Genomic DNA, 26,370 nt, shown 5'->3' with positions numbered 1-26,370 from the left:
AGCGGTAAGGCGTGCCCCGCTATTTCACGCCGTATTCCTTTCGTTCCGGGCATCCATATACTGGATATTGCCCTCTGCAATGCGCCAGGTGATTTTTTCATACTGCAAACTGACGCTTTCAACATGATTCATTTTATCATTGCCCGCTAACTTAACGTTGGGTACGCCTGTAATCTTCACGTTTTCCAGCACTACGGTGTAAGAGCACACCTCTTGCCCTGCATTATTAATATGATAAAACCTGATCCCGGCAATTTTCAGCGTCTGACCGCTGGTCGCCGCTTGGTATAAATAAGGTGTGGAGCGGTCAACTTCTTTTTCAATCAGCATTGCTGAGTGCTGGCGCGTACCCGTGATCCTGCCATTTGAATTCTCGACAGGCAGATTAATTCCGTGACTTAACCCGATGATCGCTATGCTTCCTTCGCGATCCTTCACATCTACAGAGCCTTTAATCTCTGCGCCGCCATCATCTTTAAGCCACATGTAGGAGGAATAGGTAAATTAACTTTTCCTTATTTTGTTAAATAGCTTCATTGCTAATATGTAAATCAGGGTGGTAAAAGAAAAAAACTATGATTACAGATATGTAAAAATAAAGGTCATAAAAATTATCTGCACCGATTTCACCCGGCCCGTAAATGATGTGGCCAACCCGCGAATCAGATCATGGCTAAACCATTACTCAGGCCCTCCCAGTGTCCGGGCACTAATCAAAAACAGAACACAGTAAAACGTAATTTTCCCAATTCTACGGACAATTAGTAGAGCCATTGGCCACCACCTCAACCCAGCCACGAGCCTTAAGTGAGCGCTTACAGGGAACTTACATCGGTGTTGTTCTTAAAAGAGCATTTCTGATTAGTGCGTAATCTGAGTCATGGGCAATTGTTAGGCAGCCTTCTGAGACTTTGCCAGGGTGAAGCCTGAATAATCCACGATAAACACCCTCTACCCAGGTGCCATCATCAATGCCCCATTCATCCTTGTATAAGGCAAACCATTCACCACGTCTGAAGACGACGCCGTAACGCACCCTGTTCCAGGTATTCTGAATTTCAGCTTTTCTCCTTGAGTAGAATCCGCCTGAACCACCATCAACAATCCACTATTTATCCGCGGGTAATGCTCCATCCCCTTTAACAGCCGCACAGGCTCCCTTGTTCCGGTAAACACCATTTCCCCAAAAAGGCCCTAAACACGCCAACGCCATACAGGTTGAAAGGTGCGTAGTCAGCACCGTTCAGGATCATCTTTCCATGTAACGCCATCCCCCCTCCCTTATCCCTGTAAATTGCAGAGTTTACAGTAAAGGCGATTTTTTAAGCTATCCAGAAGTTTGAAGAGCAACCTGACAAAAGCGGACAAAGGAATTTAATGGCTTGGTTTAACCGTTAAATATGCTGTTGTCTGAGGCTCTGTTAAAAAGCCTTAACCTCTCTTTTTCCTGATGAATCCTCCGCCCTGCCTCACCTCAAAGGAGTGGCCGTTATGCCGCCGGAACAAGCCTCTGTAACAGTACCACTGTCACATCGTGATCCTTCAGACGGCATACCTGGTTCGCGGCAGGATAAAACGCACGATAAAAATTCACTCTCTTTTGCAAACGCGGTCAAAAGCGGGTCGCTCCCGGCTCTTTTTTACGCAAAAAAATGGGCATTTTTTCAGGGCTGAACAAGAAACCCGCGCTTGATCAAATTTCTAAAAAAATAATCAATCTGTTGACATGGCCCCTGGCCCTTGAGAAACGCGGACTTAGGAAAACTGCCACTGCCCGATCAGCAATTTGATGTGAAAATCAAGCCTTGTTAACCCGGCAGAAATTACTAGAATACTCACCATATTGTTGTTCAAAATTCCATGACCCCCTATATGTAGTGTTTATCCACAGAGTTACGCACATCCGGACATTCTGTGTATAAACGGGGGATATTTTTTGTTTTCACCCTCACGGACAGGATATTACACGGCATGAATCAGAGTCTGCTTGTCACCAAACGCGATGGCCGCACCGAACGCATCAACCTCGATAAAATCCACCGCGTGCTGGACTGGGCTGCAGAAGGGCTGCACAACGTCTCTGTCTCCCAGGTAGAGCTTCGTTCTCATATCCAGTTCTACGAGGGCATGAAAACCTCTGACATCCATGAAACCATCATCAAGTCCGCCGCTGACCTGATCTCTCGCGATGCGCCTGACTATCAGTATATGGCGGCGCGCCTGGCCATCTTCCATCTGCGTAAAAAAGCCTACGGCCAGTTTGAACCGCCAAAGCTCTACGATCAGGTGAAGCGTATGGTCGATATGGGCAAATATGACCGCCATCTGCTGGAAGATTACAGCGCGGAAGAGTTCGAAGAGATGGACAGTTATATCGACCACTGGCGCGATATGAACTTCTCCTACGCGGCGGTGAAGCAGCTGGAAGGTAAATACCTGGCGCAGAACCGTGTGACCGGGGATATTTACGAAAGCGCGCAGTTCCTCTATATCCTGGTGGCTGCCTGCCTCTTCTCCGGCTACCCGCGCGAAACGCGTCTGGATTACGTGAAGCGTTTCTATGATGCGATCTCGACTTTCAAAATTTCGTTGCCTACGCCAATCATGTCCGGCGTGCGCACCCCTACCCGCCAGTTCAGCTCCTGTGTGCTGATCGAGTGCGGCGACAGCCTGGACTCCATTAACGCCACCTCCAGCGCTATCGTGAAATACGTTTCACAGCGTGCCGGTATCGGCATCAACGCTGGCCGCATTCGTGCGCTGGGCAGCCCGATCCGCGGTGGTGAAGCTTTCCATACCGGCTGTATTCCTTTCTACAAACATTTCCAGACTGCGGTGAAGTCCTGTTCTCAGGGCGGCGTTCGTGGCGGTGCGGCCACGCTGTTCTATCCAATGTGGCACCTGGAAGTGGAAAGCCTGCTGGTTCTGAAAAACAACCGCGGCGTGGAAGGAAACCGTGTTCGTCATATGGACTATGGTGTCCAGATCAACAAGCTGATGTATCAGCGCCTGTTGAAAGGTCAGGAGATCACGCTGTTCAGCCCTTCTGACGTCCCAGGCCTGTATGACGCCTTCTTCGCCGATCAGGACGAGTTCGAGCGCCTCTACACCAAATATGAAGCTGACGACAGCATCCGTAAGCAGCGCGTGAAGGCCGTTGACCTCTTCTCGCTGATGATGCAGGAACGCGCCTCTACCGGCCGTATCTATATTCAGAACGTTGACCACTGCAATACCCACAGCCCGTTCGATCCCGCTATCGCACCGGTTCGTCAGTCCAATCTCTGCCTGGAGATTGCGCTGCCAACCAAGCCGATGATGGACGTTAACGATGAAAATGGTGAGATCGCCCTCTGTACGCTGTCGGCGTTTAACCTGGGCGCGATTGAGAGCCTGGACGATCTGGAAGAGCTGGCGACGCTGGCCGTGCGTGCGCTGGATGCGCTGCTGGATTATCAGGATTACCCTATCCCGGCGGCTAAACGTGGCGCGATGGGCCGTCGTACGCTGGGAATAGGCGTGATCAACTTTGCTTACTATCTGGCGAAGCATGGCGTGCGTTACTCCGACGGCAGCGCCAACAACCTGACTCACAAAACGTTCGAAGCCATTCAGTTCTATCTGCTGAAAGCTTCTAACGAGCTGGCGAAAGAGCAAGGTGCCTGCCCGTGGTTTAACGAAACCACCTATGCGCAGGGCATTCTGCCTATCGACACCTATAAGAAAGATCTTGATGCGATCAGTAACGAGCCGCTGCACCTGGACTGGGAAGCGCTGCGCGAAGAGATCAAAACCCACGGCCTGCGCAACTCCACGCTCTCTGCCCTGATGCCGTCTGAGACCTCATCGCAGATCTCAAACGCCACTAACGGTATTGAGCCACCGCGCGGCCATATCAGCATCAAAGCATCGAAGGATGGCATTCTGCGTCAGGTTGTACCTGAGTATGAGCGCCTGAAAGAGAGCTACGAGCTGCTGTGGGATATGCCAAACAACGACGGTTATCTGCAACTGGTTGGCCTGATGCAGAAGTTTATCGACCAGGCTATCTCGTCGAACACCAACTACGACCCAACGCGTTTTGCCAACGGTCGCGTGCCGATGAAACAGTTGTTAAAAGATCTGCTTACCGCCTACAAATTTGGCGTAAAAACGCTCTACTATCAGAACACCCGTGACGGTGCAGAAGATACGCAGGAAGATATGGTGCCGTCCATTCAGGACGACGGCTGTGAAAGCGGCGCCTGCAAAATTTAAGCGTTAACTGCGGGGCGACGCCTGTCGCCTCCATCAATCATCTGTCAGGGCTGCTTTGCGCGGCCCGCTCTACGGATCACTATTCATGGCTTACACAACGTTTTCGCAAAACAAAAACAATCAGCTGGATGAACCGATGTTTTTCGGTCAGCCGGTCAACGTCGCCCGCTTCGATCAGCAGAAATATGAAATCTTTGAAAAGCTGATTGAAAAGCAGCTCTCCTTCTTCTGGCGCCCGGAAGAAGTGGATGTCTCAAGGGATCGCATCGACTATCAGGGCCTGCCGGAACATGAAAAGCACATTTTCATCAGTAACCTGAAATATCAGACGCTGCTGGACTCCATTCAGGGTCGCAGCCCGAACGTGGCGCTGCTGCCGCTGATTTCCATCCCTGAGCTGGAAACCTGGATTGAAACCTGGGCGTTCTCTGAAACCATTCACTCACGCTCTTACACACACATCATCCGTAATATCGTTAACGATCCGGCGATTGTGTTTGATGATATCGTGACCAATGAGCAGATCCTGTCGCGCGCTAAAGATATCTCTGCCTATTACGACGATCTGATTGAGATGACCAATTACTGGCATCTGCTGGGTGAAGGTACGCATCAGGTCAACGGTAAAAGCGTTACCGTCAGCCTGCGCGCCCTGAAAAAACAGCTCTATATCTGCCTGATGAGCGTGAACGCGCTGGAAGCGATCCGCTTCTACGTCAGCTTTGCCTGCTCCTTTGCCTTTGCCGAGCGCGAGCTGATGGAAGGCAACGCCAAAATCATCAAGCTGATCGCCCGTGACGAAGCGCTGCACCTGACCGGTACTCAGCATATGCTGAATCTGCTGCGCAGCGGTGAAGACGATCCTGAGATGGCGGAGATTGCCCGTGAATGCCGCCAGGAGTGTTATGACCTGTTTGTACTTGCCGCCCAGCAGGAGAAAGAGTGGGCAGAATATCTGTTCCGTGACGGCTCCATGATCGGCCTGAATAAAGATATCCTGTGCCAGTATATTGAGTACATTACCAATATCCGTATGCACGCGGTGGGTCTGGATCTGCCGTTCAAAACGCGCTCTAACCCTATCCCGTGGATCAACTCCTGGCTGGTTTCTGACAACGTGCAGGTTGCTCCACAGGAAGTTGAAGTCAGCTCCTATCTGGTGGGTCAGATTGACTCTGAAGTGGGTGAAAACGACTTCGACGACTTCCAGCTGTAAAATGGCCGGGTCACTCATCGTGCTGCGTGCTTCCGGCACGCAGCTGCAATGCGAGAAGGAGCACCCTTCGCTGCTGGACGCGCTGGAAGCCCATCAGATTTGCGTTGAGTATCAGTGTCGGGAAGGCTTCTGCGGCTCGTGCCGCACCCGCCTGCTGAAGGGTGAAGTCAGCTACGCGGCTAAACCGCTGGCCTTTGTACAGGATGATGAAATTCTCCCCTGCTGCTGCAAAGCCAACGGCGATATTGAGCTGGAGATGTAGCGCTGCTCTTTTCCCGCAATTGCCATAAAAAATGCCCCCGACAGATCCTGCCGGGGGCATTTTTTTTACCGGTCAATCCCGGCTCAGTCTTTCAGCGTTTCCACCACATCAATCCAGCCGTGTCCGGTTGAAACCTCGATACCGTTAAGCCAGCGGCGCAGCATGTTCTGCGCCATCATTGCTACCGTATCCTGGCGGGTCTTCAGGCCATGACGGTTGACGTTAAACTTCACGCGCTGCGCCCAGCTCCCTTCTGGCGTATGTAACGCAAAGCCCAGTTGCTCATCATAAATACCGCCCACCAGCAGCGCCAGCGATGCGCCGGACGTGGCGGCAAGCTGCCTGCTGCGCTCGATCATCGCCTGCAAAGACTCCGGCTGTGCAGGCAGCACGTTGCCCGCCGCCAGCGGTACTTGTGCCGAAGCAAGCTGCCAATGCAATAATCCGGCGGTAAACTGCTCGCTTACCGCAAGCGTGTAACCTTTTTCACTCAGGCGGCGTGCGAGCTGAGCGGGCAGCCCTTCCATCCCTTCAAAAATAGTGCTCTCGCCGGCAATTTCGCGCACCCGCTGCCAAAACTGCTCCATCTCAACCAGCTTAGAAGCAGGCCCGTTCAGCTTGAGTTCGATAATCGGCATGGAAGCGCGATAGCCCATCACCACCCCTTCCGGCAGCGGCAACGGCTCAATTTCGGCGGCCAGATCGCTCTCTCCACGTCCAAAGGTGGTAAGTCGCAGGCAAACCGGAGGTTCAGGCAGGTCGAAACGGGCTTTCAGCCGCGGCAAAATTTGCTCTTCGACCATCACTTTGTATTCAGAGGGAACGCCAGGGGTGAAAAATATCCAGCAGCGGTTCAGCTGCATCGCGAAGCCGCAGGCGGTACCAACCGGGTTATCCAGCATCTCGGCCCCTTCCGGGATTTCAGCCTGCTTGCGGTTGCTGTCGGCCATTTTGCGGCCCCGTTCGGCAAAAAAGGCCTCCATCTTCGCCAGCCATTCCTGGTGCATCACCAGTTTTACGCCCGCTGCTTTAGCCGCCGCGAGCGCACTGAGATCGTCGCTGGTCGGCCCCAGCCCTCCGTTGACAATCAGCACGTCGGCAACTTTGCTGCGCTCGGACAGCACCGTTACCAGCTCGTCAAGATTGTCGCCGGTAGTCTGGCGGCTGGTCATCGGCAGGCCATTTTCAAACAGCACACCGGCAAGCCAGGCCGCGTTGGTATCCACAATCTGACCGTGCAGGACTTCATCGCCAGTTGCGAGCATTTCCACTCTTATCATGTTGTTCTCCAGTTCGGGCAGCGTCGGTTAACTGTATGAACAGACCCCGATAAACACAACGTCATTTTTAGCGCTGTTTTGTTTCAGAGATGGCAGCGATAGCCAGAGCCAGATTGTCGGGAAGCGATTTTCGGGAGCACAATGGCGCCAACAATAGAGAACACCAATTAATAACCATTCTTTTATAGTGTATACCTTACTCAAAAGAGAGAAGCCCGATGATTAAAAAAGGACTGACTACCGCTGCTGGCGCACCTGTGGCCCACAACAATAACGCGATGACCGCCGGCCGCCGTGGCCCGATGCTGTTGCAGGATGTCTGGTTTCTGGAAAAATTAGCGCATTTTGATCGGGAAGTGATCCCGGAGCGCCGCATGCACGCCAAAGGTTCCGGAGCCTACGGGACTTTTACCGTGACTCAGGACATCACCCGCTTCAGCCGGGCCAAAATTTTCTCTGACATCGGCAAAAAAACAGATCTGTTTATGCGGTTCTCCACGGTTGCGGGTGAGCGCGGCGGGGCGGATGCAGAGCGCGATATCCGTGGTTTCTCAATGAAGTTTTACACTGAAGAAGGCAACTGGGATCTGGTGGGCAATAACACCCCGGTGTTCTATCTGCGCGATCCAATGAAGTTTCCCGATCTGAACCACGTGGTAAAGCGCGATCCGCGTACTAATCTGCGTAACCCAACCTATAAATGGGACTTTTTCTCCCAGCTTCCGGAGTCGCTGCACCAGCTGACCATTGATTTCAGCGACCGGGGCCTGCCCACCTCCTACCGCCATATTCATGGCTTTGGCAGCCATACTTACAGCTTTATTAACGATCGGCTGGAACGTTTCTGGGTGAAGTTCCATATGCGCTGCGAGCAGGGTATTGCCAATCTGATGGATGACGAAGCCGCGCTGTTGATTGGCCGGGACCGCGAAAGCTCACAGCGCGATCTCTTTGAAGCTATTGAAAAAGGCAACTTCCCGCGCTGGAAATTCTTTGTGCAGGTGATGCCGGAAGCGGAAGCGTCACAAACGCCTTATAACCCGTTTGATTTAACCAAAGTCTGGCCCCATGCGGATTATCCGCTGATTGAAGTGGGTGAGTTTGAGCTGAACCGCAATCCCGATAACTATTTCGCCGAAGTAGAGCAGGTCGCAATGAGCCCGGCTAACGTGGTACCCGGCATCGGCTTCTCTCCGGACCCTATGTTGCAGGGACGCCTCTTCTCTTATGGCGATGCCCACCGCTATCGCCTGGGCGTGAATCATCATCAGATCCCGGTGAATGCCCCTAAATGCCCGTTCCATAACTATCACCGTGACGGCGCGATGCGCGTGGACGGCAACAGCGGCAACGGCGCAACCTACGAACCGAACAGCTTTAACGTTTTCCAGGAGCAGCCGGACTACAGCGAGCCGCCGCTGTCGCTGGAAGGGGCCGCCGACCACTGGAACCATCGCGAGGATGAAGATTACTTTACCCAGCCGCGCGCCCTCTTCAATCTGTTGGGCGAGGAAGAGCATCAGCGCATGTTTAAACGTATTGCAGGAGAACTGATTCAGATCCCTGAGTTTATCCAGCAGCGCCAGATCGCCTTGTTCCATCAGGTCGATCCGGCTTACGGCGCGGGTGTTGAGCGCGCGCTTGCAGAGCTGAAGTAAGGGCCTGAAGGTCAGGCTGAGGCTGTTTCACCCGGCACCCTGGCCGACGACAGAGGCCGTGTTAAAAGACTGAGACGCAGGCTGGATATGAAGCCTGCGTCTCAGGCTGAAGCGGCGTTGCTGTTTCAGGAAGGCGGCTTAGTGCCGCCTTTTTTCCTGTTCAGCCACCCAGTTGATTAATGCCTGACGGGAGATCTTGATCCCGCCGCTATCCAGATTTGGCAAAGTGTACCAGCGTTGCGGGCGCTGAAAGCCTGCCAGCCTGGTCGCTGCCCACTCCGCCAGAGCGGAGAGCGTCAGTGGCTCACGCGTTGTTACCAGCGCAACCGGCCGGTGTCCATACTCCACATCCTCCAGCGGTACGATAAAAGCCTGCGTCACTCCAGGATGCAGCATCAGAATGGATTCAACCCACTCTGGCTGTATACCCTCACCTGCCGAGAAAAACTGGTTATCCAGGCGACCCTTTAGTAGCAGCTCATCCTCTTTGATCTCTCCGCTGTCCCTGGTGGTAAACCAGCCCTGCGCATCGGTTAACCTTATCAGATTGCCATGCTGCCAGTAGCCGCAGGCAAGCGCAGGGGAACGCAGCTGGATCTCACCTGCCACTATCCGAATACTGTGCCCTGGCAGCGCCCGGCCCACGCCAGGACGCCCGTCCGCCCGTTTGGCGGCCACGGTGGAGGCCGTTTCCGTCAAGCCGTAACCGCACCAGCAGGCGATCCCCCGCGCTCTGGCCTGCTCTGTCAGCGCCTCTGGTATTGCCGCTCCGCCCAGCAGGACGCTTTGCAGCGTTGCTGGCAGCGACGGGCGTTGCAGCAGTCGCCATAACTGTGCAGGCACCAGCGAGGCGAAGGTGCAGGTTTCCAGCGCCTGATGCAGAGGCTGCTCCCCTACTATTCCCAGCCCGGCACCGCTCAGCAGCCAGCGCCAGACGATGCCCTGCCCGGAAACATGGTAAAGCGGCAGCGAAAGCAGCCAGCTCTCTCCGGAGGTGAAACTGAGTGCGCTCACCACGCCAGCTGCGCTGGCAAGATGGGCGCTGAAGGTATGGGCCGCGGCTTTCGGCAGCCCGCTGGAGCCAGAGGTCAGGGTCAGCGTGGCGATCTGTTGCGCATTCCAGCTATAACGGGGCTGAAAGGTCTGCGAACGTAAAGCCAGCGGTGTCAGCGACGGCAGAGATGCGCCCTCCAGCGACAGGGCAAACTCACAGTCCAGCGTGGGCAACAGAGCCATTAATTGTACTGTCGGAAGCTGAGGATTGAGCGGCAATACCCGTGCTCCACATTGCAGCAGTGCGAGGTAAGCCAACAGCCCCTGCTGACTGCTTTTCGCTTTCAGCACCACCCCACACCCCTGATCTACGCCCTGTAGCATAAACCCCGCAGCCAGCCGTTCAACCTGCACGGCCAGATCCGCCCAGGTAAGCCTCTGCTTCTCATTGATCAGCGCAATCTGCTGAGGTTTACGCTCTGCCCAGTAGCGCCAGGGCCATTCTGTTACTGCCGCCATACGCACTCCAGCTGGCCGGGTGCAAGCACGGGAAGCGTGCAATCGGGCCAGCTACGCACCAGCTGATGCTGCATCATAGCCAGCGTATCCAGCCCTGGGGTGACGTCAGGAGTGAGCCAGTGCGCAATGCGGGCCAGCTGAGATAACCCGAGGCTGGACTCCAGCGACGAGCTGATCACCGCTTTCAGCCCTGCCTGGTGAGCCTGAGCGATCAGCTGGCGCACTTTGGTGAGGCTCCCTGTCAGCGTCGGCTTAATGACAATGGCTCTGACGCCCGGCTCGCCCAGAGGCCGGAAGCCCGTTTCTCTGGCGCTTTCATCCCAACCCAGCGCGATACCTGTTTCTGCCGAGAAACGCAGAGAGTCGCCCGGAGTGCGGCAAGGCTCCTCAAGAAAAGCGATGCGCGGACGCCGTTCGACAGCCACAAAGCGGGCAAAATTGAGCGCCTTCTCCAGCGTCCAGCTGCGGTTGGCATCCAGCCGCAGAGTTAATGCGGGCAGCGCCTCCAGCAGCAGATTGACCATCATGCCATCGCGCACCGGTTCACAGAGGCCAACTTTCATTTTCGCCAGCGGGTTAGCCTGCTGTTGCAGGCGCAGGAGCAGATCGTCGGGATCTCGCGTGCACAGTATTGCGCTGTGGTAACTCCCCTCTGCTGGCAGGGTTGCTGAAAGCTCCGCCAGCGCACAGCTCAGGCCAAAGGCGACCGAAGGCAAAAGACTCTCCACCGGCTGCCTGCCTGCGCACCACGACGCCAGCCAGGTAACAGTTTCTCTGTGCGCTTCTGCCACCGTTTCCTGACTGAAACCGGGCAGCGGGGCAATTTCCCCCCATCCCTGCCGGGTGCCGCTGCTCAGCCTGACCAGCAGGCCGCTACGGGTTTTAAGCCGCCTGTCACGTAAAACCACACCGGCTTCAAGGGGGATCTCCCAGGCAAATACCTCTGCCCCGCGCATCAGGGATTCCGCTTAAATTTGCTGAAATCTGGCGGACGCTTCTGGTTAAACGCGTTTCGGCCTTCCTGCCCCTCTTCGGTCATATAGAACAGCATCGTGGCATTGCCCGCCAGCTCCTGTAGCCCCGCCTGACCGTCACAATCTGCGTTCAGCGCCGCCTTCAGGCAGCGAAGCGCCATCGGGCTGTTCTGCAACATCTCGCGGCACCAGCGCACCGTTTCTCGCTCCAGCTCAGCCAGCGGCACCACAGTGTTGACCAGCCCCATCTCCAGCGCCTGTTGGGCGTTATACATCCGGCACAAGAACCAGATCTCACGGGCTTTTTTCTGCCCGACAATACGCGCCATATAGGCCGCACCCCATCCACCGTCAAACGACCCGACTTTCGGGCCTGTCTGACCGAACTGCGCATTATCTGCGGCAATGGTCAGGTCACACAACATATGCAGCACATGGCCGCCGCCCACGGCGTAGCCCGCTACCATCGCCACCACCGGTTTTGGACAGGTACGGATCTGGCGCTGAAAATCCAGTACGTTCAGGTGATGAACGCCCGAGGCGTCCAGGTAACCGCCGTAGTCGCCCCGCACCTTCTGGTCGCCACCGGCACAAAAGGCCTCATCGCCCTGCCCGGTCAAAATAATGACTCCAATCTGCTCATCAAAACGGGCATCCTGCAACGCAGTCAGCATCTCCTTCACCGTTTGCGGCCGGAAAGCGTTGCGCACCTCTGGCCGGTTAAGGGTGATTTTTGCGATGCCGTCTGCGGATTTATGGTAATGAATGTCGCTGAAAGCCTGGCCGGAATCGAGCCATTCAATCGGCGCGGAAAGCAGCTGTTGATCGGGATAAATCATCGGAGTTCCTCAGGAGTAAGCCGCTGCGCCAGTTGCCGGACAAAGGCAGAGGGGTTGGCACGGTGGGCATTGTGGCCTGCGCCAGGGATCAGCTCACAAGGGAGTGAAGCCTGGGCCGCCAGCTGTTGAAATTTGCGATCCTGCTCACCGCAAAAGTAGTGAAACGGCACGGAGAGTCGGTGCAGTTCGGGTACCAGCCAGGGCTGCCTGGCCAGAGAGGTTGCTGATAACATTGCTGCTACCGCTGCGCCATGGTTATGCCGGCGTTTAGCAATCAGCGAGGCGCGTTGAGACCTGGTAAGCGAGGCAAAGACCGGCTGCTGATACCAGGCCTCAAGCGTGTGGAGCAGAGGCTGCTCGCGGAAGCGCCTGGCCCAGCGCTCATCCTGTTCAAGCCTGAGCGCTCTCTGTTCAGAGCAGTCAAGGCCGGGATGCCCTCCCTCCACGACCACACCTTCAAGCCCCCTCTCTGCATGGCGGCAGGCGTGGTAGATCGCCAGGCGTCCGCCAAGGGAATAGCCAATCAGCCAGTAGCGCCGGACACGATGATAACGGAGCGTACGGCTCAGGGTGGCCGACAGCGCCTCAAAGCCGGTGGTAAACTGCGCCTGTGAGCCGCCGTGCCCCGGCAAATTGATACTCAGCTGGGGCCTTTTGCCCATCAGGGATTGCACCTCCCGCCACTCTTCAGCATCGCCAAGCAGCCCATGCAGCCAGACCAGCACCGGTTCCGATGCGCTATGCTTGCCCTGCCAGTGCGCGTGCAGGATCATTTCCCTCCCCCGTTCCCGGCTTCTGCCAGGGGCTGGATCAAATTGGCATGATGTGTTTGCGATGCATTCTGCGATAACTCACCGCGCCAGCTCTGCGCCAGGCTTCGGGCGCCCGCGGCGTCAGCTACCTGCAACTCGATCAGCGTTGCGCCACCCTGCCATCCCTGTGTCAGGGCATTATTTAGCGACTGCCATCCATCAGGCCGGTAATAAGCCAGCCCAAACAGCCTTGCGGCGGCGGAAAAGTCAACCTGCTGCGGCATTGCAAAGTAGCGTTCCCGTTCCGTTTCCGGCGTAGGTAACAGCGAAAAAATCTGGCCGCCGTGGTTATTGATAACGATCACCACCACCGGGCCGGGGGAGTGTTGCAGCAGCGCCAGGCTGTTTACATCATAAAGCGCAGAGATATCACCGATGATCGCCAGCAATGGCCTGTTGCCGCCACGCTGTACGCCCGCTGCTGTTGCAATCAGTCCATCAATTCCGCTGGCGCCCCGGTTGGCAAACACCGGATAGCCTGCGGGAAGCTGAGCATAACTGTCCACCAGCCGGATAGTCAGGCTGTTACCAAGAAACAGTACGCCCTGTTTGGGGAGCAAAGCAGGCAGGCGCTGCGCCAGGCCAACTTCACTCAGCACGGAGTGGCAGGATGCTTGCGGTTCTGGCGCTGGCTCAGTTTCAGCGAAAGCGGGCTGGCGATATAATCCTCCCTCTGCTGCTACAGCCTGACTGGATTCACCGGAAACGGGCTGAAAAAGCCCTTCCCGCTCTGCCGCTAATTGAGTTTGATCGGCTTCACTGGAAACGAGCTGACAGGATACTGAGCAGTCGGCCACCAGCGAATGCAATTCAGGACACCACTCAGGCTGTTCCGGTGCGGGATGGGCTGCAAGCCAGGGTTGGATCTCAGCCTGAATACGGCAGCCGCGAAGGTGAGCGGGATCCCGTCTGCCCGGCATCGCTTCCACCAGCCAGTATGCCGCCGGCTGGCATAGCGAGAGCCAGTTCAGAATGGCTTTGCCGACAAGATGGCTGCCAAACTGCACCACAATTTCCACCCCGGAAAGCCAGTTAACCGCACGGGGGTCGGCAAGCCAGCGTGAGGCATAAGGCAGCGGCTGCCCTGTTTGCGACTGTATATCAGCAAGCAACGGCCAGCCCAAACGGCTTGCCCAGGCGGCAACGGCCACGCCCTCTTCGGCGCGCATTTTTCCGGCAATCACCACCCCCCGCTTTTGCCGCCAGCCGGGCCAGTCGTTGTTCACCGGCGTTTGCGTTGTGCAAGAGTGTTCAAGCCAGGGCCGTTGCTCCTGCCACCATTTCCCAAGGCCAGCGTGCCAGCTCTGATATGCAGCAGGATCGCCGCCATAAAGCGGTTCGGCAAAAGGGCAATTGATCTGCACTGCGCCAGAGGTCTGCTGGCTTAACACTGAATCAATAGCTGACACCAGCCAGCGGGCAGGAATATCCGCGGTCGGGCGCGGGAGGTTAAGCGTAGCGGCATGGCTGGCAAACAGCCCCGTCTGCTCGATGGCCTGATTTGCCCCGCAGTCGATCAATTCTGCCGGGCGGTCTGCGCTGAGGACGATCAGCCTCTCGCCGGTGAGCCTGGCTTCAATGATAGCGGGATAGAGATTGGCAACGGCCGTACCGGAGGTCACGATAAGGGCCACCGGCTCTGCGGTAGATTTTGCCAGCCCCAGCGCCAGATGGCCCAACCCGCGTTCGTCAAAGTGGGTATGGCAAACCAGCCGGGCATGAGCGGCAGCGGCAAGCGTTAGCGGCGCAGAGCGCGAACCCGGAGCGATACAAATATGGCGCACCTGATGACGCGTCACGGCTTCAAGTATCACCTCCGCCCAGCGGCGGTTAAAGGTACTGTGTGACATATCCCACTCCTGAGCAAAGTGGGCACCAGTATAAAAGAGCTGAATACCGCTCATTTTGATTTGGGGCAGGATCCTTCCGCAATTTCCACCCCGGCAAGACCGGCCAGGCCCGAAGCCTTGTGGTTGATCTCCTGCCACTCCAGGTCGGCTTCAGAACCGGCCACGATCCCTGCGCCTGCATAGAAGCGCACGCTACTCTTTTCCACCCAGGCAGAGCGTAAAGCCACGGAGAATTCGCTTTCTCCGGCTGAAAGCCATCCCACAGAACCGGCATACCAGTTACGTGAGAAAGGTTCGTGGTGATGAATAAAGTTTAAAGCCGCCTTGCGGGGAAGCCCGGCGACCGCTGCGGTAGGCTGTAGCTGTTGCAGGATCTGCTTATCGTCCGGCTGGTGCAAGCTGGCCTGGATCTCACGACGAAGATGCTGAACCTTCCGCAGACGAACAATCTGCGCCGGAGCGACATCCAGCCCCTGGGTCACAGCGTGCAGCTGCTGGCAGATATCCTCCACAACGAGGCCATTCTCACGTCTGTTTTTCTCATCAGCAAACAGCGCTTCGGCCCACAGAGAGGCCTGTAGCGCATCCTTGCTGTTTTCACAGGTTCCGGCCAGCGCCTCTGTTCTCAGCGCCAGCCCCTGACGGTGATAAAGACGTTCCGGGCTGGAGCCAACAAAAGCCTGGTGTGGCCCCTGCGCCAACAGAAAGTGATAACAGTGATGATTGACCTCACGGCTGGCGGCCAGCAGAGCATGGGGCGAGAGAGGCTCGGGAAAACTGACGTCGGTGGCGCGGGCCAGTACCACTTTCTCCAGCTCGCCAGTTTTGATTGCCTGAAGCGCCAGCGCCACGCGCGCGCCCCAGCCTTGTTTGTCGGGGGAGTGCTGGCAGGCAGAGGGGCAAGTGGGCAGCGCGGGCAGCGGCACGGCGGGCTGGAGTGTGGAGAGCATACGCAGAGTGGCTTGCGCCTGCTGGTAGAGATCGCCATAAAGATAAACGTTCAGCCTCTCTCTGCGCCACAGCAGGCGGGGTAAAAACAGATAACATCGTTGCAGAGCAAATTCGTTGACGCCAACCAGGCACCCTGCCTCGGGCAGGGTGTTGAGCAGCCGGGCGGCCTGAGCCAGCGTTTCAGCGCGCGCCACCTCGCCCAGCGCCATCAGCGTTTCGTTTCCTTCTCTGGCCTGCCAGTAAAATTGCGGCCATACAGACTGCGCAGCCAGCCAGGCTAAGCCTTCGCTGGATGAGTCCAACGCCGCTGAAAAATGCAGAAAACCCTGCTGACAGGGGGAGACGGCATCAAGCTGCCTTTGCAGCTGAAGCAGAGCGAAAGATAGCGGCATTGCGGCGTCCGGAGAGAAGAGGATTTTGCCAGTTTAGCGGGGAGAAAGATTCTCTGTTTTGATCTGGGCTAACTCGCCCACAAGCACAACGGGCGCCCCGAAGGACGCCCGTTGCTTATGACGGATGCTGAGCCTTAACGGCGCGCCAGCAACAGTCCCACGACCAGCCCCAGAGTGGCGCCAACGCCAATTCCCTGCCACGGCTTTTCGTGCACGTATTCATCTGCCCGGTAAGCAACTTGTTTCGCACGAACATAATAAGTGTCGGTCGCGTTGCTGACGCGAGACTTCACGTCGTTCAACGAGGCTTCTGCTTTGGCTTTCAGGTCGAGATATTTTTGGTCTGCCGGATCGCCAGAGGATTTCAGAACATCTTCCAGCGTTTGCGTCAGCAGCGCCAGGTCGTCATCCAGGCGGTTCTCTTCAGGTGCAATTGTTGTAGCCATAACATCTCCTTGTGCGAATAAAATTCTCCATTAACTATAGACACTATTTGCCAGACTGCCCGCGAACCTTTCCAGGAATTGCCTGATAATGCTGCTGTTAAGGCGCAAAACCCAGAAACCGGTCAGGACGACCGGCGACCATGAAGCGTTCTTTGTAACAGGATGCCCGAAGAAGAGCCTCCGGGGCGAGGTTACTTTGCAAACATCCGGCTGATATCTTTAAAGGCCTTAAACTCCAGCGCATTGCCGCAGGGATCGAAGAAAAACATCGTCGCCTGCTCACCCACCTGCCCCTTGAAACGGATATAAGGCTCAATCTCAAATTTGACCCTGAAATCACGCAGGCGCGCCGCCAGCTGCTCCCACTCTTCCCAGCTCAGCACCAGCCCGAAATGGGGAACGGGTACGCCGTGGCCATCCACATGGTTCGTGTGCACGGCATCCTGCGCTGCGGTTTTCGGTGCCTGATGGATCACCAACTGGTGACCATAAAAATCGAAATCTACCCACTGCTCACTGGAGCGCCCTTCCGGAAGATTAAACACTGTGCCGTAGAAATGGCGCGCAGCGGCGAGGTCATGCACGGGGATTGCCAGATGAAACGGACTGAGAGCCATTGAATTCTCCGGTAGCGAATAAAGGACGAGATGTTTGTCTATTCTTAGCGATAATATTTTTTATGAAAAGCGAATATCTTTACAATGAATCAACAATTTTTTTGCGGGATCGGTCGTTATGCTGCGTGAGATTAAAACCTTTGTTGCCGTCAGCCAGTTTGGCACTTTTGCCGCCGCCGGACAGCAGACTGGCCTGACACAGTCTGCCGTCAGCGCACAAATGCGAACGCTGGAAAATGCGCTCGGCATCAGGCTGTTTGACCGCTCGGGCCGCGCCGTGGCGCTTAACGCCGAAGGCACCCGTATCCTGCCGATGGCACAGGAGATGCTGGCGCTTTTTTCCCGCATGGCGCAGCCGGAGGATCTTGTGGACTATCGCGGTGCTATCAAGATAGGGGCTATCTCTTCGGTCCAAACGGGTTTACTGCCAGCGGTGCTGGTTAGCGTGCATCAGCAGGCGTCAGCACTGGAAACCAAGCTTATTCCCGGCGTCTCCTCCAGTCTGCTGACGCAGGTAGATGCCGGAAATATCGATTTAGCCGTGATTATCAAACCCAGCTTTGCGCTGACTAAAGACCTCTATGCCGAGACGCTGCAAAAAGAGCCTTACGTGCTGATTACGCCGCCGGACGTGAGCGGTGATAACGCGGTAGATCTGATCCGTCAGCATCCCTTTATCCGTTACGACCGCTCCTCATTTGGCGGCAGAATGGTCAGCCAGTTTCTGCGTGAGCAGCGGCTCGATCCGCAGCTGGCGCTGGAAATTGATGAAATTGATGCCATCGTGAAAATGGTAGAGTTGCGCCTTGGCGTTGCGCTGGTGCCTTTGGCTGGCCTCTGGCGGGATCGTCCGGCTAACGTACGCATCATCCCGCTGGCCGGGCTGACTTTTTATCGCGAACTGATTGTGGTGATGCGCCATGCAAACCGCCAGGCTCCGTTGCATAAATTTATTACCGACAGGCTTCGTCATCACGCGGCTTCCCCCCTTCCCCTGCCCGCAGTGGAGTAAATAGGCCACGGTTTCAGAGGAATACACTGCTTTTGCCGGATTTATCTGATAAGTTTTTGCTGCACTGAATTTTCACCCCCACAAGCTGTCGTAACTCCCTGTGACCTGTGTCACATCCGGGTAAAGCAGAGTGTAACTACACGATAGTCTCTACAAACTCCGTTCAGCAAAGGGAATGACTTCTGGCATGAATCGAAGAATGTTTATGAAAGCGTCAATGGCTTTCGCTACGGTAAGCGGTATGTCCGGTTTATCAACGCTGTTTGCACAAGCGGCCTGGGCAGATACCGATATCGCCGACGGCTCTGCTAAGCGGTTTGATTTTAACGTGCTGAAGCAGATGGCGGCCGACTTAGCCAAAAAACCTTACGGTGGCGCGCCAGCTCCGCTGCCAGAAACCCTGGCCACCCTGACGCCGCAGGCTTATAACGAAATTCAGTACGACGCCAGTCACTCGCTGTGGAACGCTATTCCTGACCGCGAGCTTGACGTTCAGTTCTTCCACGTTGGTATGGGCTTTAAGCGTCGTCTGCGCATGTTCTCCGTGGATGCCGCAAGCCGCGAAGCGCGAGAAATTCACTTCCGCCCGGAGTTGTTCAACTATCACAACGCCAAAGTGGACACCAAACAGCTGGAAGGCAAAACCGATTTAGGCTTTGCTGGTTTCCGCGCCTTTAAAAAGCCTGAGCTGGCCAGCCGGGATATCGTCTCTTTCCTTGGCGCAAGCTACTTCCGCGCAGTGGATGAAACCTATCAGTATGGCCTCTCCGCTCGTGGCGTGGCTATCGACACCTTCAGCAACGGCAAAGAAGAGTTCCCGGACTTTACCGCCTTCTGGTTTGAGACGCCCAAGGCTGGCGACACGACCTTTACCGTTTACACGCTGCTGGATGGCGCAAGCTGCACGGGTGCCTTCAAATTCATCATTCATTGTGAAGAGAAGCGCGTAGTAATGGAGGTGGAAAACCACCTTTATGCCCGTAAAGATATCGATCAGCTCGGCATCGCGCCAATGACCACCATGTTCAGCTGCGGCAACAATGAGCGCCGCATGTGCGACACCATCCACCCGCAAATTCACGACTCCGACCGTCTGGCGATGTGGACAGGCATGGGAGAATGGATCTGCCGTCCGCTGAATAACCCTCAGCGCCTGACCTACAACGCTTACCAGGATGAAAATCCGCGCGGTTTCGGCATGTTACAGCTAAATCATGACTTCCAGGATTATCAGGATGTGATTGGCTGGTATAACAAGCGTCCAAGTCTGTGGGTGGAACCCGTCGGCAAATGGGGTAAAGGTGCCATCAACCTGATGGAGATCCCAACCACGGGTGAAACGCTGGATAATATTGTCTGCTTCTGGCGGCCGGCAGAGGCGATCAAAGCAGGCAGCGAGCACAGCTTCAGCTACAAGCTTTACTGGAGTGGCCTGCCACCGGTTCGCAGCGGCTTATCCCGCGTGAATGCAACCCGCACCGGCATGGGCGGCTTCCCGGAAGGCTGGGCGCCGGGTGAACACTATCCTGATGTCTGGGCCCGCCGTTTTGCGGTGGACTTTGTGGGGGGCGATCTGAAAGCAGCCGCGCCGAAAGGCATTGAGCCGGTGATCACCACTACCTCCGGTACCATTAAGCAGGTTGAGATCCTCTACGTTGAACCTGTCGATGGCTACCGGATCCTGTTTGACTGGTATCCGGACAGCGACTCGACTGAGGCGGTGAATCTGCGCCTGTTCCTGCGCACTAAAGAGGAAACGCTGAGCGAAACGTGGCTCTATCAGTACTTCCCGCCACCGCCAGATAAACGCAAATACGTTGATGACCGGCAGATGACGGCCGGGTAAATCACTCAGGGTGAGGAGAATTTCCTCACCCTTTTTTATTTTATCGCCAGTAACTCCCTTTTCTGCTTTCTGCTTTCTGCTCTCTGCTTTCTGCTTTCAGTCTACCTGGCCTTTTCAGGCTGCGGATCCTGTTCGGGTTGAGCTTCAAGGATCAGTGAATTGCTTTTTTTGTTTAAGGTCTTCAGCACGGGTTGCAGCTCACGCAGCACCCGATCTAACTGCTGCATATTCTCTGTAAGCGTGGCGTAAGCGGGCGAACCCGGCTGCAATCCTTTTAAACTGCGGGCCATTTCGCGTAGCGTTTGCTGCGTCTCCAGTGGAAGCTGTCTCATCGCCGGGCTGGCTATCAGGGCGTTGATATTCCTTAAAGTGCTCTGAAGCGCCTGCATTGTACGGCCGCTTTCCCGTAGCGTCCCTGTTGCCTCTGTTACCAGTGGGTTCAGCGGCAGGCCCGTTAACTTATCCAGGGTGATAAGCAACTTTTGTTGCAGTTGATTCAGTCCGCTGCCCAATGTAGGAATAACTTTGTATCCTGCAACGGTTTCCGGCCCCTTATAAGCTGCCACCGTGGGATAGAAATCTAAATCAATATAGAGTGACCCCGAAAGCAGATTACCGGTCTTCAGTTTGGCGTGCAGTCCCCGTTTCATCGCCTCCCGGATCCGCGCAGCCGCATCGACACCCTGGTTGATGGCATTAATAAAACGATCAGGCTCTATCCGGATCAGCACCGGCACCCGATAACCTTCGCGAAGATCCTGCGCGCCATCGGGTAAATAGAGAGGGAAACGATCGACAGTACCAAGGCGAACGCCGCGGAACTCTACCGGCGCACCCGGCTGAAGCCCGCGCACTGAGTTGGTGAAAAATAGCAGGTAGTCGATATGCGTGGTGTAGAGAGAGTGCTCTGTACTTTCCCGATCGTCAAAAAGAAGATATTCCGTTTTGTCGGCAGCTTTTTCACCCCGCTCCCACCCCTCAGGCACGTCAAAGCTGACGCCACCGCTGAGAAGAGTCGTCAGGGATCCCATCTCAATACGCATCCCGGAGGCAGAAATGGCGACAGCAATCCCGCTCTCTTTCCAGAAATGGACATTGGCAGTCACCAGACGATCGTAAGGTGCGGCAATAAAGAGCTGATAAAGCATTCTCCGCTTATCCGTATCCAGCCTGCCCTTTTCTACCCTGCCTACGCGATATCCGCGGAAGAGAACCGGATCGCCCGGAGTCAGCTGTCCGGCTTTAGCACTGACAAGAGTAACGCGAATGCCAGCCGTGCTGGCGGCAGCATAGGGCGCCATTTTCAGCAGTGAATAATGCGCTGGCCGCGCGCCAGAGCGCCCCGGTTGTAGCTCTATATAGGCACCTGATAACAGGGTGGAAAGGCCGGTCACCCCTTCCCGCCCTATATAGGGTTTTACAATCCAAAAAAGCGTATCTGCATGCAGCAGTTTTTCCATGCCACTGTTCAGCCTCACTTTGATTTCAACATGATGCAGATCCTCTGCCAGGGTCACGCTCTCGACACTGCCTATGGCGACACTGCGACTCTTAATCAGGGTTTTACCTGCCTGTATTCCCTCTGCATTTTCAACCAGCAGCCTGACTTCCGGCCCCTGAACGCTGTAGTGCCAGAAAAGGATTGCTCCTCCCATCAGCAGGGTGAAAAGCGGCACAATCCAGACGAGTGACCAGCGTGAGGGCTGATTACTGGCGGCGGTGGCAATCTCATGATCGTTTGCAGTCAAGGCGAGGCTCCCCGGAATAGCGTTATTGATCAAAGCCAACGGCAGCCTGACAGCGCCATAAGATCGTTTAAATAACTTGTGTTAAAGCAGCAGACAACAGAATACTACTTGAAGCCATTTTCTGACTTTAAAATAAGTCACGCGTCACATAAATTCGTCACTGATATCAAGGCTGCATTGCTAATTTATTAGCAGACTAATGAGTTACAACAAAATTATTTTTTTAATAAATAGCAGCAGAAATTATCTCTTCATTCCGTAATGATTAAAACGCGGAATAAAAAATAATTATTCACTTATACCCTTATCTCTGTTTGCAGAGGTAATGCATAATCTCTGGTTATGAAAGCTGTTGTAACAAAGGCATTCCCTCCTGAATTTTATAGGAATAAATTTCAGGCTTTTAGTGCGGTGTTAAATGTTGTCGAAAAAAATTATTCCTGTCAGGCATTACCCCTCCGATAAAAAGACCAATAATTATTATTCCATCCTGCGTCCGTATAGAGTCGTCTGGCATTAACACCACTGACGACTATATTCATTACAACTCAATCACTCTCCGAGGCGGGTATGTTTCTTAACTACTTTGCGCTGGGCGTTCTGGTGTTTGTCCTGCTGGTGATTTTTTATGGCGTGATAATCCTCCACGACATTCCTTATCTGATTGCCAAATCACGCAATCATCCCCATGCCGATGCAATTCATGTTGCAGGCTGGGTAAGTCTTTTTACCCTGCACGTTATCTGGCCATTTTTATGGATCTGGGCCACGCTCTACCAGCCTGAGCGTGGCTGGGGGATGCAGCATACAGATAGTACACAGCATACAGATAGTACACTGCGGCAGCTGGAGCAACGTGTAGCCGAACTGGAACAAAAGCAGACTAATCCTCCCCAGACGCCGCCGGAGTAATACTATGGACCTGCTCATTATTCTCACCTATGTAGCGCTGGCATGGAGCGTTTTCAAGATATTTAAAATTCCGGTAAATAAATGGACCTTGCCGACGGCGGCCCTGGGCGGAGTCATTTTGGTGGGTGGGCTGATCTTACTGATGAACTATAACCATCCTTACACCTCGCTGGCGCAGAAAGCGGTAATAGCCATACCAATCACGCCACAAGTTACCGGTGTGGTTAAAAGAGTCACCGAAAAACAGAACCAGCCTATTAAAAAAGGGGAGATGCTTTTCGAACTGGATAATACCCGCTTTCAGGCCAGAGTTGATCGGCTGGAAGCGGACCTGGTGACAGCCGTGCATAATATCCGGTCGATTCGTGGCCAGTTAGAAGAAGCGATAGCCAACACCAGCTACGTCTCTGCTGAACGGGACCGCCTGCTACAGGATTATCAACGCTATCTGAAAGGGAGTAAGGCAAAGGTTAATCCTTTCTCTGAGAGGGATATCGACAACGCCCGACAGAATTTTCTGGGCCAGGATGCGCTGGTAAAAAGTTCTGTTGCGGAACAGGCGCAAATAAAAAGTCAGTTAGAGAGCGTAGTGAATGGTGAGCAATCGCAAATTGTCAGCCTGAGAGCCCAACTGGCTGAGGCGCGGTATAACCTTGAACAAACGGTAGTTCGCGCTCCCGGCGACGGCTACGTTACTCAGGTTCTTATTCGTCCGGGTACCTACGCAGCCGCTTTGCCACTGCGTCCGGTGATGATTTTTATTCCGGCGCAGAAGCGACAGATTATTGCTCAATTCAGAGAGAATTCACTGTTGCGACTGGAAGCCGGCGATCTCGCTGAAGCGGTTTTCAATGCGCTTCCCGGCCAGGTCTTCGAGGGAAGACTTGTTACCGTTCTGCCTGTAATTCCCGGCGGGAGCTATCAGGCTCAGGGAACCCTGCAATCATTAAATAACGTTAACGCCGCCAATGGCGTGCTGGCAATCATCGAACTTAAGGCAAACCCGGAAGTTGACGCATTACCGGATGGGATCTCGGGGCAGGTCGCCATCTATTCTGACCATTTTTCCCACGTTTCCGTGATGCGTAAAGTGCTGCTGCGGATGACCAGCTGGATGCATTATCTTTATCTGGACCATTAGTTTTTTATCATCCGAGGCCTCTCTGGCAGGAGCGAGGTTCTGAAAATTAAGCCTGTAGAGAGCCTGACGTCTGGTAATTATTACAGGCTGAATTTATATAGCCTCTGCTTTTTTCTACACATCACATAATATTATTAGCATGCAAATAAAGACAGAAATAAAAAAACACCTCCATCAGTTAATATAAAAAATTAATTATTGTAGAGTTGAAACCAGCCTCACAAAAATAATTCTATTCACTTCTAAAATTAGAAAACAGCATGAGTATATCCGTGCCCACAAAAATTTTCGTCTGATTACTTTTATTAAGGGCTTAAATAATGAAAAATATTGTTGCAGCCGTGTTGATTTCAGCAGTGTCCTTCAGTTCCTTTGCAGCAGAGATGATGCAGAAAAAGGAATTTGAAAAAGTGCAGGATCAGTACGTAAAAGTGGGGAGTATCTCCACCTCGGGTGAAACCAGCGCAGCTGATGCGAAGGCTGAGCTATCCAAAATGGCTGATGCTAAAGGAGGCGATATTTTTGTTCTGACATCTGGTAATACTAATAACAAAATGCACGGCACGGCCGATATCTATAAAAAACGTTAACAGCAAGCAGGCTGTCAACATCACTCATCTTGCGGTGACTGATGTTGACACGACTATTTTGCCGCACGCACCATATCAATATGAGGAATATTATCCTCAAGGTAGCTATCGCTGACTACCAGGAAGCCAAAGCGACCATAGAATTCCTGAAGATGGGCCTGCGCAGAAAGAAAAATTTTGTGCTGCGGCCAGTAGTGTTCACAGCAGGCGATAGCCTGTTCCATCAGCCGGTTTCCCAGACTTAATCCTCGCGCCTCGCTTGCGACAATCACCCGACCAATTTTTACCGGTTTCTCCAGCGATTCTGGCGCAAGTATCCGCGCATATGCCAGCAGCTGACGATCAAAAACCGCCAGCAGATGCCGGTTTTCACCCGCTAAATCAGCCCCATCCAGATCCTGATAAGGGCAATTTTGCTCGACGATAAACACCGCGTTGCGCAAGGCCATAATCTGATAAAGCTGCTGAACGCTGAGGTCGCTGTGATGCAGATCCTGCCAGTACACTTCCATATAGGTTGCTCCGCTCTTCGCTGGTTTTATTTACGCCAAAAAAAAACGGGCCACAGTGAGCCCGTTTATCACATACCCTGTAGCTTACATCAGTGGCTGAGCCATCTGCACCAGCGAAATCAGCGGCTGAGGATAGATACCCAGCAGCAGCACCAGAATCGCGGAGATCAGCACTACCACACCGCCTGCGCTGAATGCCCAGTTGGCTGGGGTATCACGTTGCAGCAGCTCTGGCGGGTTCAGGTAGAGGCTCACCGTCACACGCAGATAGTAGTAAAGGCCAATTGCACTACCGACCACTACCGCACCAGTCAGCCACCACAAGTGAGCGCCCACACCAACGGCAATTACGTAGAACTTACCAATAAAGCCCAGCGTCATCGGAATACCCGCCAGCGACAGCATCATCACCGTCATCACTGCTGACAGGATAGGACGGTGCCAGAACAGGCCACGGTAGGAGTAGAGCGAATCTGCATCCGGCCCGCGATAAGGGCTGGACATCAGGCTGACCACGCCAAACGCGCCGAGGCTGCTGAACAGATAACCTGCCAGATAAACGCCCACGGTTTCCAGCGACAGCTGATGCGTCTGGATAGCAATCAGCGCCACCAGCAGATAGCCCAGGTGAGCAATGGAAGAGTAGCCCAGCAGACGTTTGATGTTGCTCTGCGAGATAGCCATCAGGTTACCGAACAGAATAGAAGCCACGGCAATGATAGCCAGTACCAGACGTACCGCTTCGCTGTCCGCTACCGGTGCATAGAGGAACAGACGCATTACCACGCCGAAGATAGCGATCTTGCTGGCTGTCGCCAGGAAGGTCGAAACCGGCGCAGGTGCGCCCTGATACACATCCGGTGTCCAGAGATGGAAAGGTACCAGCGACAGCTTAAAGCCCAGACCCACAATCATCATACCCAGCCCAGCCAGCAGCAGCGGTTGATGGATAAGGCCATCGTTCAGGCTCTTGCCCAGCGCCACAAAGCTCAGGTTACCGGAATCTGCATAGACCATCGCCATCCCGAACAGCAGGAAAGAGGAGGCCACCGCAGACATAATGGTGTATTTGATAGCCGCTTCCAGCGAACGCTTTTGCTGGAAGGCATAACCGACCAGGCCAAACAGCGGCAGGGAGATCAGTTCAATACCGATAAACAGCGAAGCGAGATGGTTGGCGCTGGCCAGCACAATGCCGCCCATTGCGGCAATCAGCACCAGCAGGTAGAACTCTTCACGGTTATCGGGATAGCCTGCCAGCCAGGGATAGGCAAAAGTACAGGTTGCGAGGCTGGCAAGGATCACCAGCCCGGTATAGAGCATAGAGTACCCGTCTACCCGCAGCAGCGGCGTGACGTCCATCGGGCCAGCCTGGCCAACAAAGAACAGCGAAACCAGCGCAATGTTCAGGCCAATCACCGCCAGGGTGGCATTGACGAAGTGGTTGCGTCGCCACGCAATGGACAGCATCACAACTACCACCGTCAATCCGACGATCAGCAGCGGCAGAAGCGCGATCAATTGTTGAGGAGTTATTGTCATG

21 protein-coding genes and 2 pseudogenes are annotated in these 26,370 nt (G+C 54.6%); 9 read left to right on the top strand and 14 right to left on the bottom strand.

The features are described 5' to 3' along the window. Positions 1-24: 24 nt before the first annotated feature. Both AAH450_RS01755 and AAH450_RS01750 read right to left on the bottom strand, forming a co-directional pair. Positions 25-497: pseudogene (locus AAH450_RS01755) on the bottom strand (Hcp family type VI secretion system effector). A 254-nt stretch (positions 498-751) separates the two neighbouring features. Beyond that, positions 752-1,271: pseudogene (locus AAH450_RS01750) on the bottom strand (DUF2778 domain-containing protein). A 700-nt stretch (positions 1,272-1,971) separates the two neighbouring features. Between AAH450_RS01750 and nrdA the strand changes: the two are divergent. The 3 genes from nrdA to yfaE all read left to right on the top strand — a co-directional run bounded on the left by nrdA (position 1,972) and on the right by yfaE (position 5,735). After that, positions 1,972-4,257: a class 1a ribonucleoside-diphosphate reductase subunit alpha gene (gene nrdA / locus AAH450_RS01745; protein WP_342908632.1), complete on the top strand. Its 2,286-nt coding sequence runs from the start codon at positions 1,972-1,974 to the stop codon at positions 4,255-4,257. 85 nt (positions 4,258-4,342) lie between these two features. Continuing rightward, positions 4,343-5,473, top strand: coding sequence for a class Ia ribonucleoside-diphosphate reductase subunit beta (gene nrdB, locus AAH450_RS01740; protein ID WP_318790873.1), 1,131 nt, complete (start codon positions 4,343-4,345; stop codon positions 5,471-5,473). Position 5,474: 1 nt separating this feature from the next. Beyond that, positions 5,475-5,735, top strand: coding sequence for a class I ribonucleotide reductase maintenance protein YfaE (gene yfaE / locus AAH450_RS01735; protein WP_318790872.1), 261 nt, complete (start codon positions 5,475-5,477; stop codon positions 5,733-5,735). An 83-nt stretch (positions 5,736-5,818) separates the two neighbouring features. On the opposite strand, the gene AAH450_RS01730 is transcribed toward yfaE, so the two are convergent. After that, positions 5,819-7,015 (bottom strand): nicotinamide mononucleotide deamidase-related protein YfaY, encoded by a 1,197-nt coding sequence (locus AAH450_RS01730; RefSeq protein WP_342908631.1) that lies wholly within the window; start codon positions 7,013-7,015, stop codon positions 5,819-5,821. 218 nt (positions 7,016-7,233) lie between these two features. Between AAH450_RS01730 and AAH450_RS01725 the strand changes: the two genes are divergently transcribed. Next, positions 7,234-8,673, top strand: coding sequence for a catalase (locus tag AAH450_RS01725; protein WP_342908630.1), 1,440 nt, complete (start codon positions 7,234-7,236; stop codon positions 8,671-8,673). 138 nt (positions 8,674-8,811) lie between these two features. Here AAH450_RS01725 and menE read toward each other — a convergent pair whose 3' ends face one another. The 8 genes from menE to AAH450_RS01685 form a co-directional block, all read right to left on the bottom strand. Continuing rightward, entirely contained in the window at positions 8,812-10,185 is a 1,374-nt protein-coding gene (gene menE / locus AAH450_RS01720) for an o-succinylbenzoate--CoA ligase (protein WP_342908629.1), read from the bottom strand. Then, positions 10,173-11,141, bottom strand: a complete 969-nt coding sequence (gene menC, locus AAH450_RS01715; RefSeq protein WP_342908628.1) for an o-succinylbenzoate synthase — start codon at positions 11,139-11,141, stop codon at positions 10,173-10,175. Before menC ends, menE begins: the two co-directional genes overlap by 13 nt. Continuing rightward, the gene (gene menB, locus AAH450_RS01710) at positions 11,141-11,998 is read right to left on the bottom strand and encodes a 1,4-dihydroxy-2-naphthoyl-CoA synthase (RefSeq protein ID WP_342908627.1); all 858 of its coding nucleotides are present in this window, start codon (positions 11,996-11,998) and stop codon (positions 11,141-11,143) included. Before menB ends, menC begins: the two co-directional genes overlap by 1 nt. Next, a complete protein-coding gene (gene menH, locus AAH450_RS01705) occupies positions 11,995-12,771 on the bottom strand; it encodes a 2-succinyl-6-hydroxy-2,4-cyclohexadiene-1-carboxylate synthase (protein ID WP_342908626.1) in 777 nt (258 codons plus the stop codon). Before menH ends, menB begins: the two co-directional genes overlap by 4 nt. Beyond that, positions 12,768-14,660: a 2-succinyl-5-enolpyruvyl-6-hydroxy-3-cyclohexene-1-carboxylic-acid synthase gene (gene menD / locus AAH450_RS01700; protein ID WP_342908625.1), complete on the bottom strand. Its 1,893-nt coding sequence runs from the start codon at positions 14,658-14,660 to the stop codon at positions 12,768-12,770. Before menD ends, menH begins: the two co-directional genes overlap by 4 nt. A 50-nt stretch (positions 14,661-14,710) precedes the next feature. Further along, positions 14,711-16,003 (bottom strand): isochorismate synthase, encoded by a 1,293-nt coding sequence (locus tag AAH450_RS01695; protein ID WP_342908624.1) that lies wholly within the window; start codon positions 16,001-16,003, stop codon positions 14,711-14,713. A 134-nt stretch (positions 16,004-16,137) separates the two neighbouring features. Next, entirely contained in the window at positions 16,138-16,449 is a 312-nt protein-coding gene (gene elaB, locus AAH450_RS01690) for a stress response protein ElaB (RefSeq protein WP_318790865.1), read from the bottom strand. 191 nt (positions 16,450-16,640) lie between these two features. Further along, positions 16,641-17,066 carry a VOC family protein gene (locus AAH450_RS01685; protein ID WP_342908623.1) on the bottom strand — a complete coding sequence of 142 codons (426 nt, stop codon included), beginning with the start codon at positions 17,064-17,066 and terminating at the stop codon, positions 16,641-16,643. Between the two features lie 118 nt (positions 17,067-17,184). Here AAH450_RS01685 and AAH450_RS01680 point away from each other — a divergent pair, with 118 nt between their 5' ends. Continuing rightward, entirely contained in the window at positions 17,185-18,078 is an 894-nt protein-coding gene (locus tag AAH450_RS01680; RefSeq protein ID WP_342908622.1) for a LysR family transcriptional regulator, read from the top strand. Positions 18,079-18,265: 187 nt separating this feature from the next. Further along, positions 18,266-19,924, top strand: a complete 1,659-nt coding sequence (locus AAH450_RS01675) for a glucan biosynthesis protein D (protein ID WP_342908621.1) — start codon at positions 18,266-18,268, stop codon at positions 19,922-19,924. A 101-nt stretch (positions 19,925-20,025) separates the two neighbouring features. Here AAH450_RS01675 and pqiB read toward each other — a convergent pair whose 3' ends face one another. After that, positions 20,026-21,672 carry an intermembrane transport protein PqiB gene (pqiB, locus tag AAH450_RS01670; RefSeq protein WP_342908620.1) on the bottom strand — a complete coding sequence of 549 codons (1,647 nt, stop codon included), beginning with the start codon at positions 21,670-21,672 and terminating at the stop codon, positions 20,026-20,028. A gap of 570 nt (positions 21,673-22,242) precedes the next feature. Between pqiB and AAH450_RS01665 the strand changes: the two genes are divergently transcribed. From AAH450_RS01665 to yahO, 3 genes are all read left to right on the top strand, one after another. Beyond that, positions 22,243-22,584 (top strand): DUF3302 domain-containing protein, encoded by a 342-nt coding sequence (locus AAH450_RS01665; RefSeq protein WP_342908619.1) that lies wholly within the window; start codon positions 22,243-22,245, stop codon positions 22,582-22,584. A gap of 4 nt (positions 22,585-22,588) precedes the next feature. Further along, positions 22,589-23,725 carry an HlyD family secretion protein gene (locus AAH450_RS01660; protein ID WP_342908618.1) on the top strand — a complete coding sequence of 379 codons (1,137 nt, stop codon included), beginning with the start codon at positions 22,589-22,591 and terminating at the stop codon, positions 23,723-23,725. Between the two features lie 320 nt (positions 23,726-24,045). After that, on the top strand, positions 24,046-24,315 hold the full coding sequence (yahO, locus tag AAH450_RS01655; protein WP_342908617.1) for a DUF1471 family periplasmic protein YahO: 270 nt from the start codon (positions 24,046-24,048) through the stop codon (positions 24,313-24,315). 53 nt (positions 24,316-24,368) lie between these two features. On the opposite strand, the gene AAH450_RS01650 is transcribed toward yahO, so the two are convergent. Then, positions 24,369-24,827, bottom strand: coding sequence for a GNAT family N-acetyltransferase (locus AAH450_RS01650; RefSeq protein WP_342908616.1), 459 nt, complete (start codon positions 24,825-24,827; stop codon positions 24,369-24,371). Positions 24,828-24,911: 84 nt separating this feature from the next. Beyond that, entirely contained in the window at positions 24,912-26,369 is a 1,458-nt protein-coding gene (nuoN, locus tag AAH450_RS01645; protein ID WP_318790860.1) for an NADH-quinone oxidoreductase subunit NuoN, read from the bottom strand. Position 26,370 lies beyond the last annotated feature (1 nt).

The sequence above is a fragment of the Erwinia magellanica genome, from assembly GCF_039023495.1.
In the GTDB taxonomy this organism is placed as follows: domain Bacteria; phylum Pseudomonadota; class Gammaproteobacteria; order Enterobacterales; family Enterobacteriaceae; genus Erwinia.
The sequence above is the reverse complement of the archived record's forward strand: the minus strand, read 5'-3'. Positions and strand labels throughout refer to the sequence as shown.

Bases quoted from the DNA above. Each gene is read 5' to 3' on its own strand.
- nrdA (WP_342908632.1), top strand. From the start codon at position 1,972: ATGAATCAGAGTCTGCTTGTCACCAAACGCGATGGCCGCACCGAACGC.
- nrdB (WP_318790873.1), top strand. From the start codon at position 4,343: ATGGCTTACACAACGTTTTCGCAAAACAAAAACAATCAGCTGGATGAA.
- yfaE (WP_318790872.1), top strand. From the start codon at position 5,475: ATGGCCGGGTCACTCATCGTGCTGCGTGCTTCCGGCACGCAGCTGCAA.
- AAH450_RS01730 (WP_342908631.1), bottom strand. From the start codon at position 7,015: ATGATAAGAGTGGAAATGCTCGCAACTGGCGATGAAGTCCTGCACGGT.
- AAH450_RS01725 (WP_342908630.1), top strand. From the start codon at position 7,234: ATGATTAAAAAAGGACTGACTACCGCTGCTGGCGCACCTGTGGCCCAC.
- menE (WP_342908629.1), bottom strand. From the start codon at position 10,185: ATGGCGGCAGTAACAGAATGGCCCTGGCGCTACTGGGCAGAGCGTAAA.
- menC (WP_342908628.1), bottom strand. From the start codon at position 11,141: ATGCGCGGGGCAGAGGTATTTGCCTGGGAGATCCCCCTTGAAGCCGGT.
- menB (WP_342908627.1), bottom strand. From the start codon at position 11,998: ATGATTTATCCCGATCAACAGCTGCTTTCCGCGCCGATTGAATGGCTC.
- menH (WP_342908626.1), bottom strand. From the start codon at position 12,771: ATGATCCTGCACGCGCACTGGCAGGGCAAGCATAGCGCATCGGAACCG.
- menD (WP_342908625.1), bottom strand. From the start codon at position 14,660: ATGTCACACAGTACCTTTAACCGCCGCTGGGCGGAGGTGATACTTGAA.
- AAH450_RS01695 (WP_342908624.1), bottom strand. From the start codon at position 16,003: ATGCCGCTATCTTTCGCTCTGCTTCAGCTGCAAAGGCAGCTTGATGCC.
- elaB (WP_318790865.1), bottom strand. From the start codon at position 16,449: ATGGCTACAACAATTGCACCTGAAGAGAACCGCCTGGATGACGACCTG.
- AAH450_RS01685 (WP_342908623.1), bottom strand. From the start codon at position 17,066: ATGGCTCTCAGTCCGTTTCATCTGGCAATCCCCGTGCATGACCTCGCC.
- AAH450_RS01680 (WP_342908622.1), top strand. From the start codon at position 17,185: ATGCTGCGTGAGATTAAAACCTTTGTTGCCGTCAGCCAGTTTGGCACT.
- AAH450_RS01675 (WP_342908621.1), top strand. From the start codon at position 18,266: ATGAATCGAAGAATGTTTATGAAAGCGTCAATGGCTTTCGCTACGGTA.
- AAH450_RS01665 (WP_342908619.1), top strand. From the start codon at position 22,243: ATGTTTCTTAACTACTTTGCGCTGGGCGTTCTGGTGTTTGTCCTGCTG.
- AAH450_RS01660 (WP_342908618.1), top strand. From the start codon at position 22,589: ATGGACCTGCTCATTATTCTCACCTATGTAGCGCTGGCATGGAGCGTT.
- yahO (WP_342908617.1), top strand. From the start codon at position 24,046: ATGAAAAATATTGTTGCAGCCGTGTTGATTTCAGCAGTGTCCTTCAGT.
- AAH450_RS01650 (WP_342908616.1), bottom strand. From the start codon at position 24,827: ATGGAAGTGTACTGGCAGGATCTGCATCACAGCGACCTCAGCGTTCAG.
- nuoN (WP_318790860.1), bottom strand. From the start codon at position 26,369: ATGACAATAACTCCTCAACAATTGATCGCGCTTCTGCCGCTGCTGATC.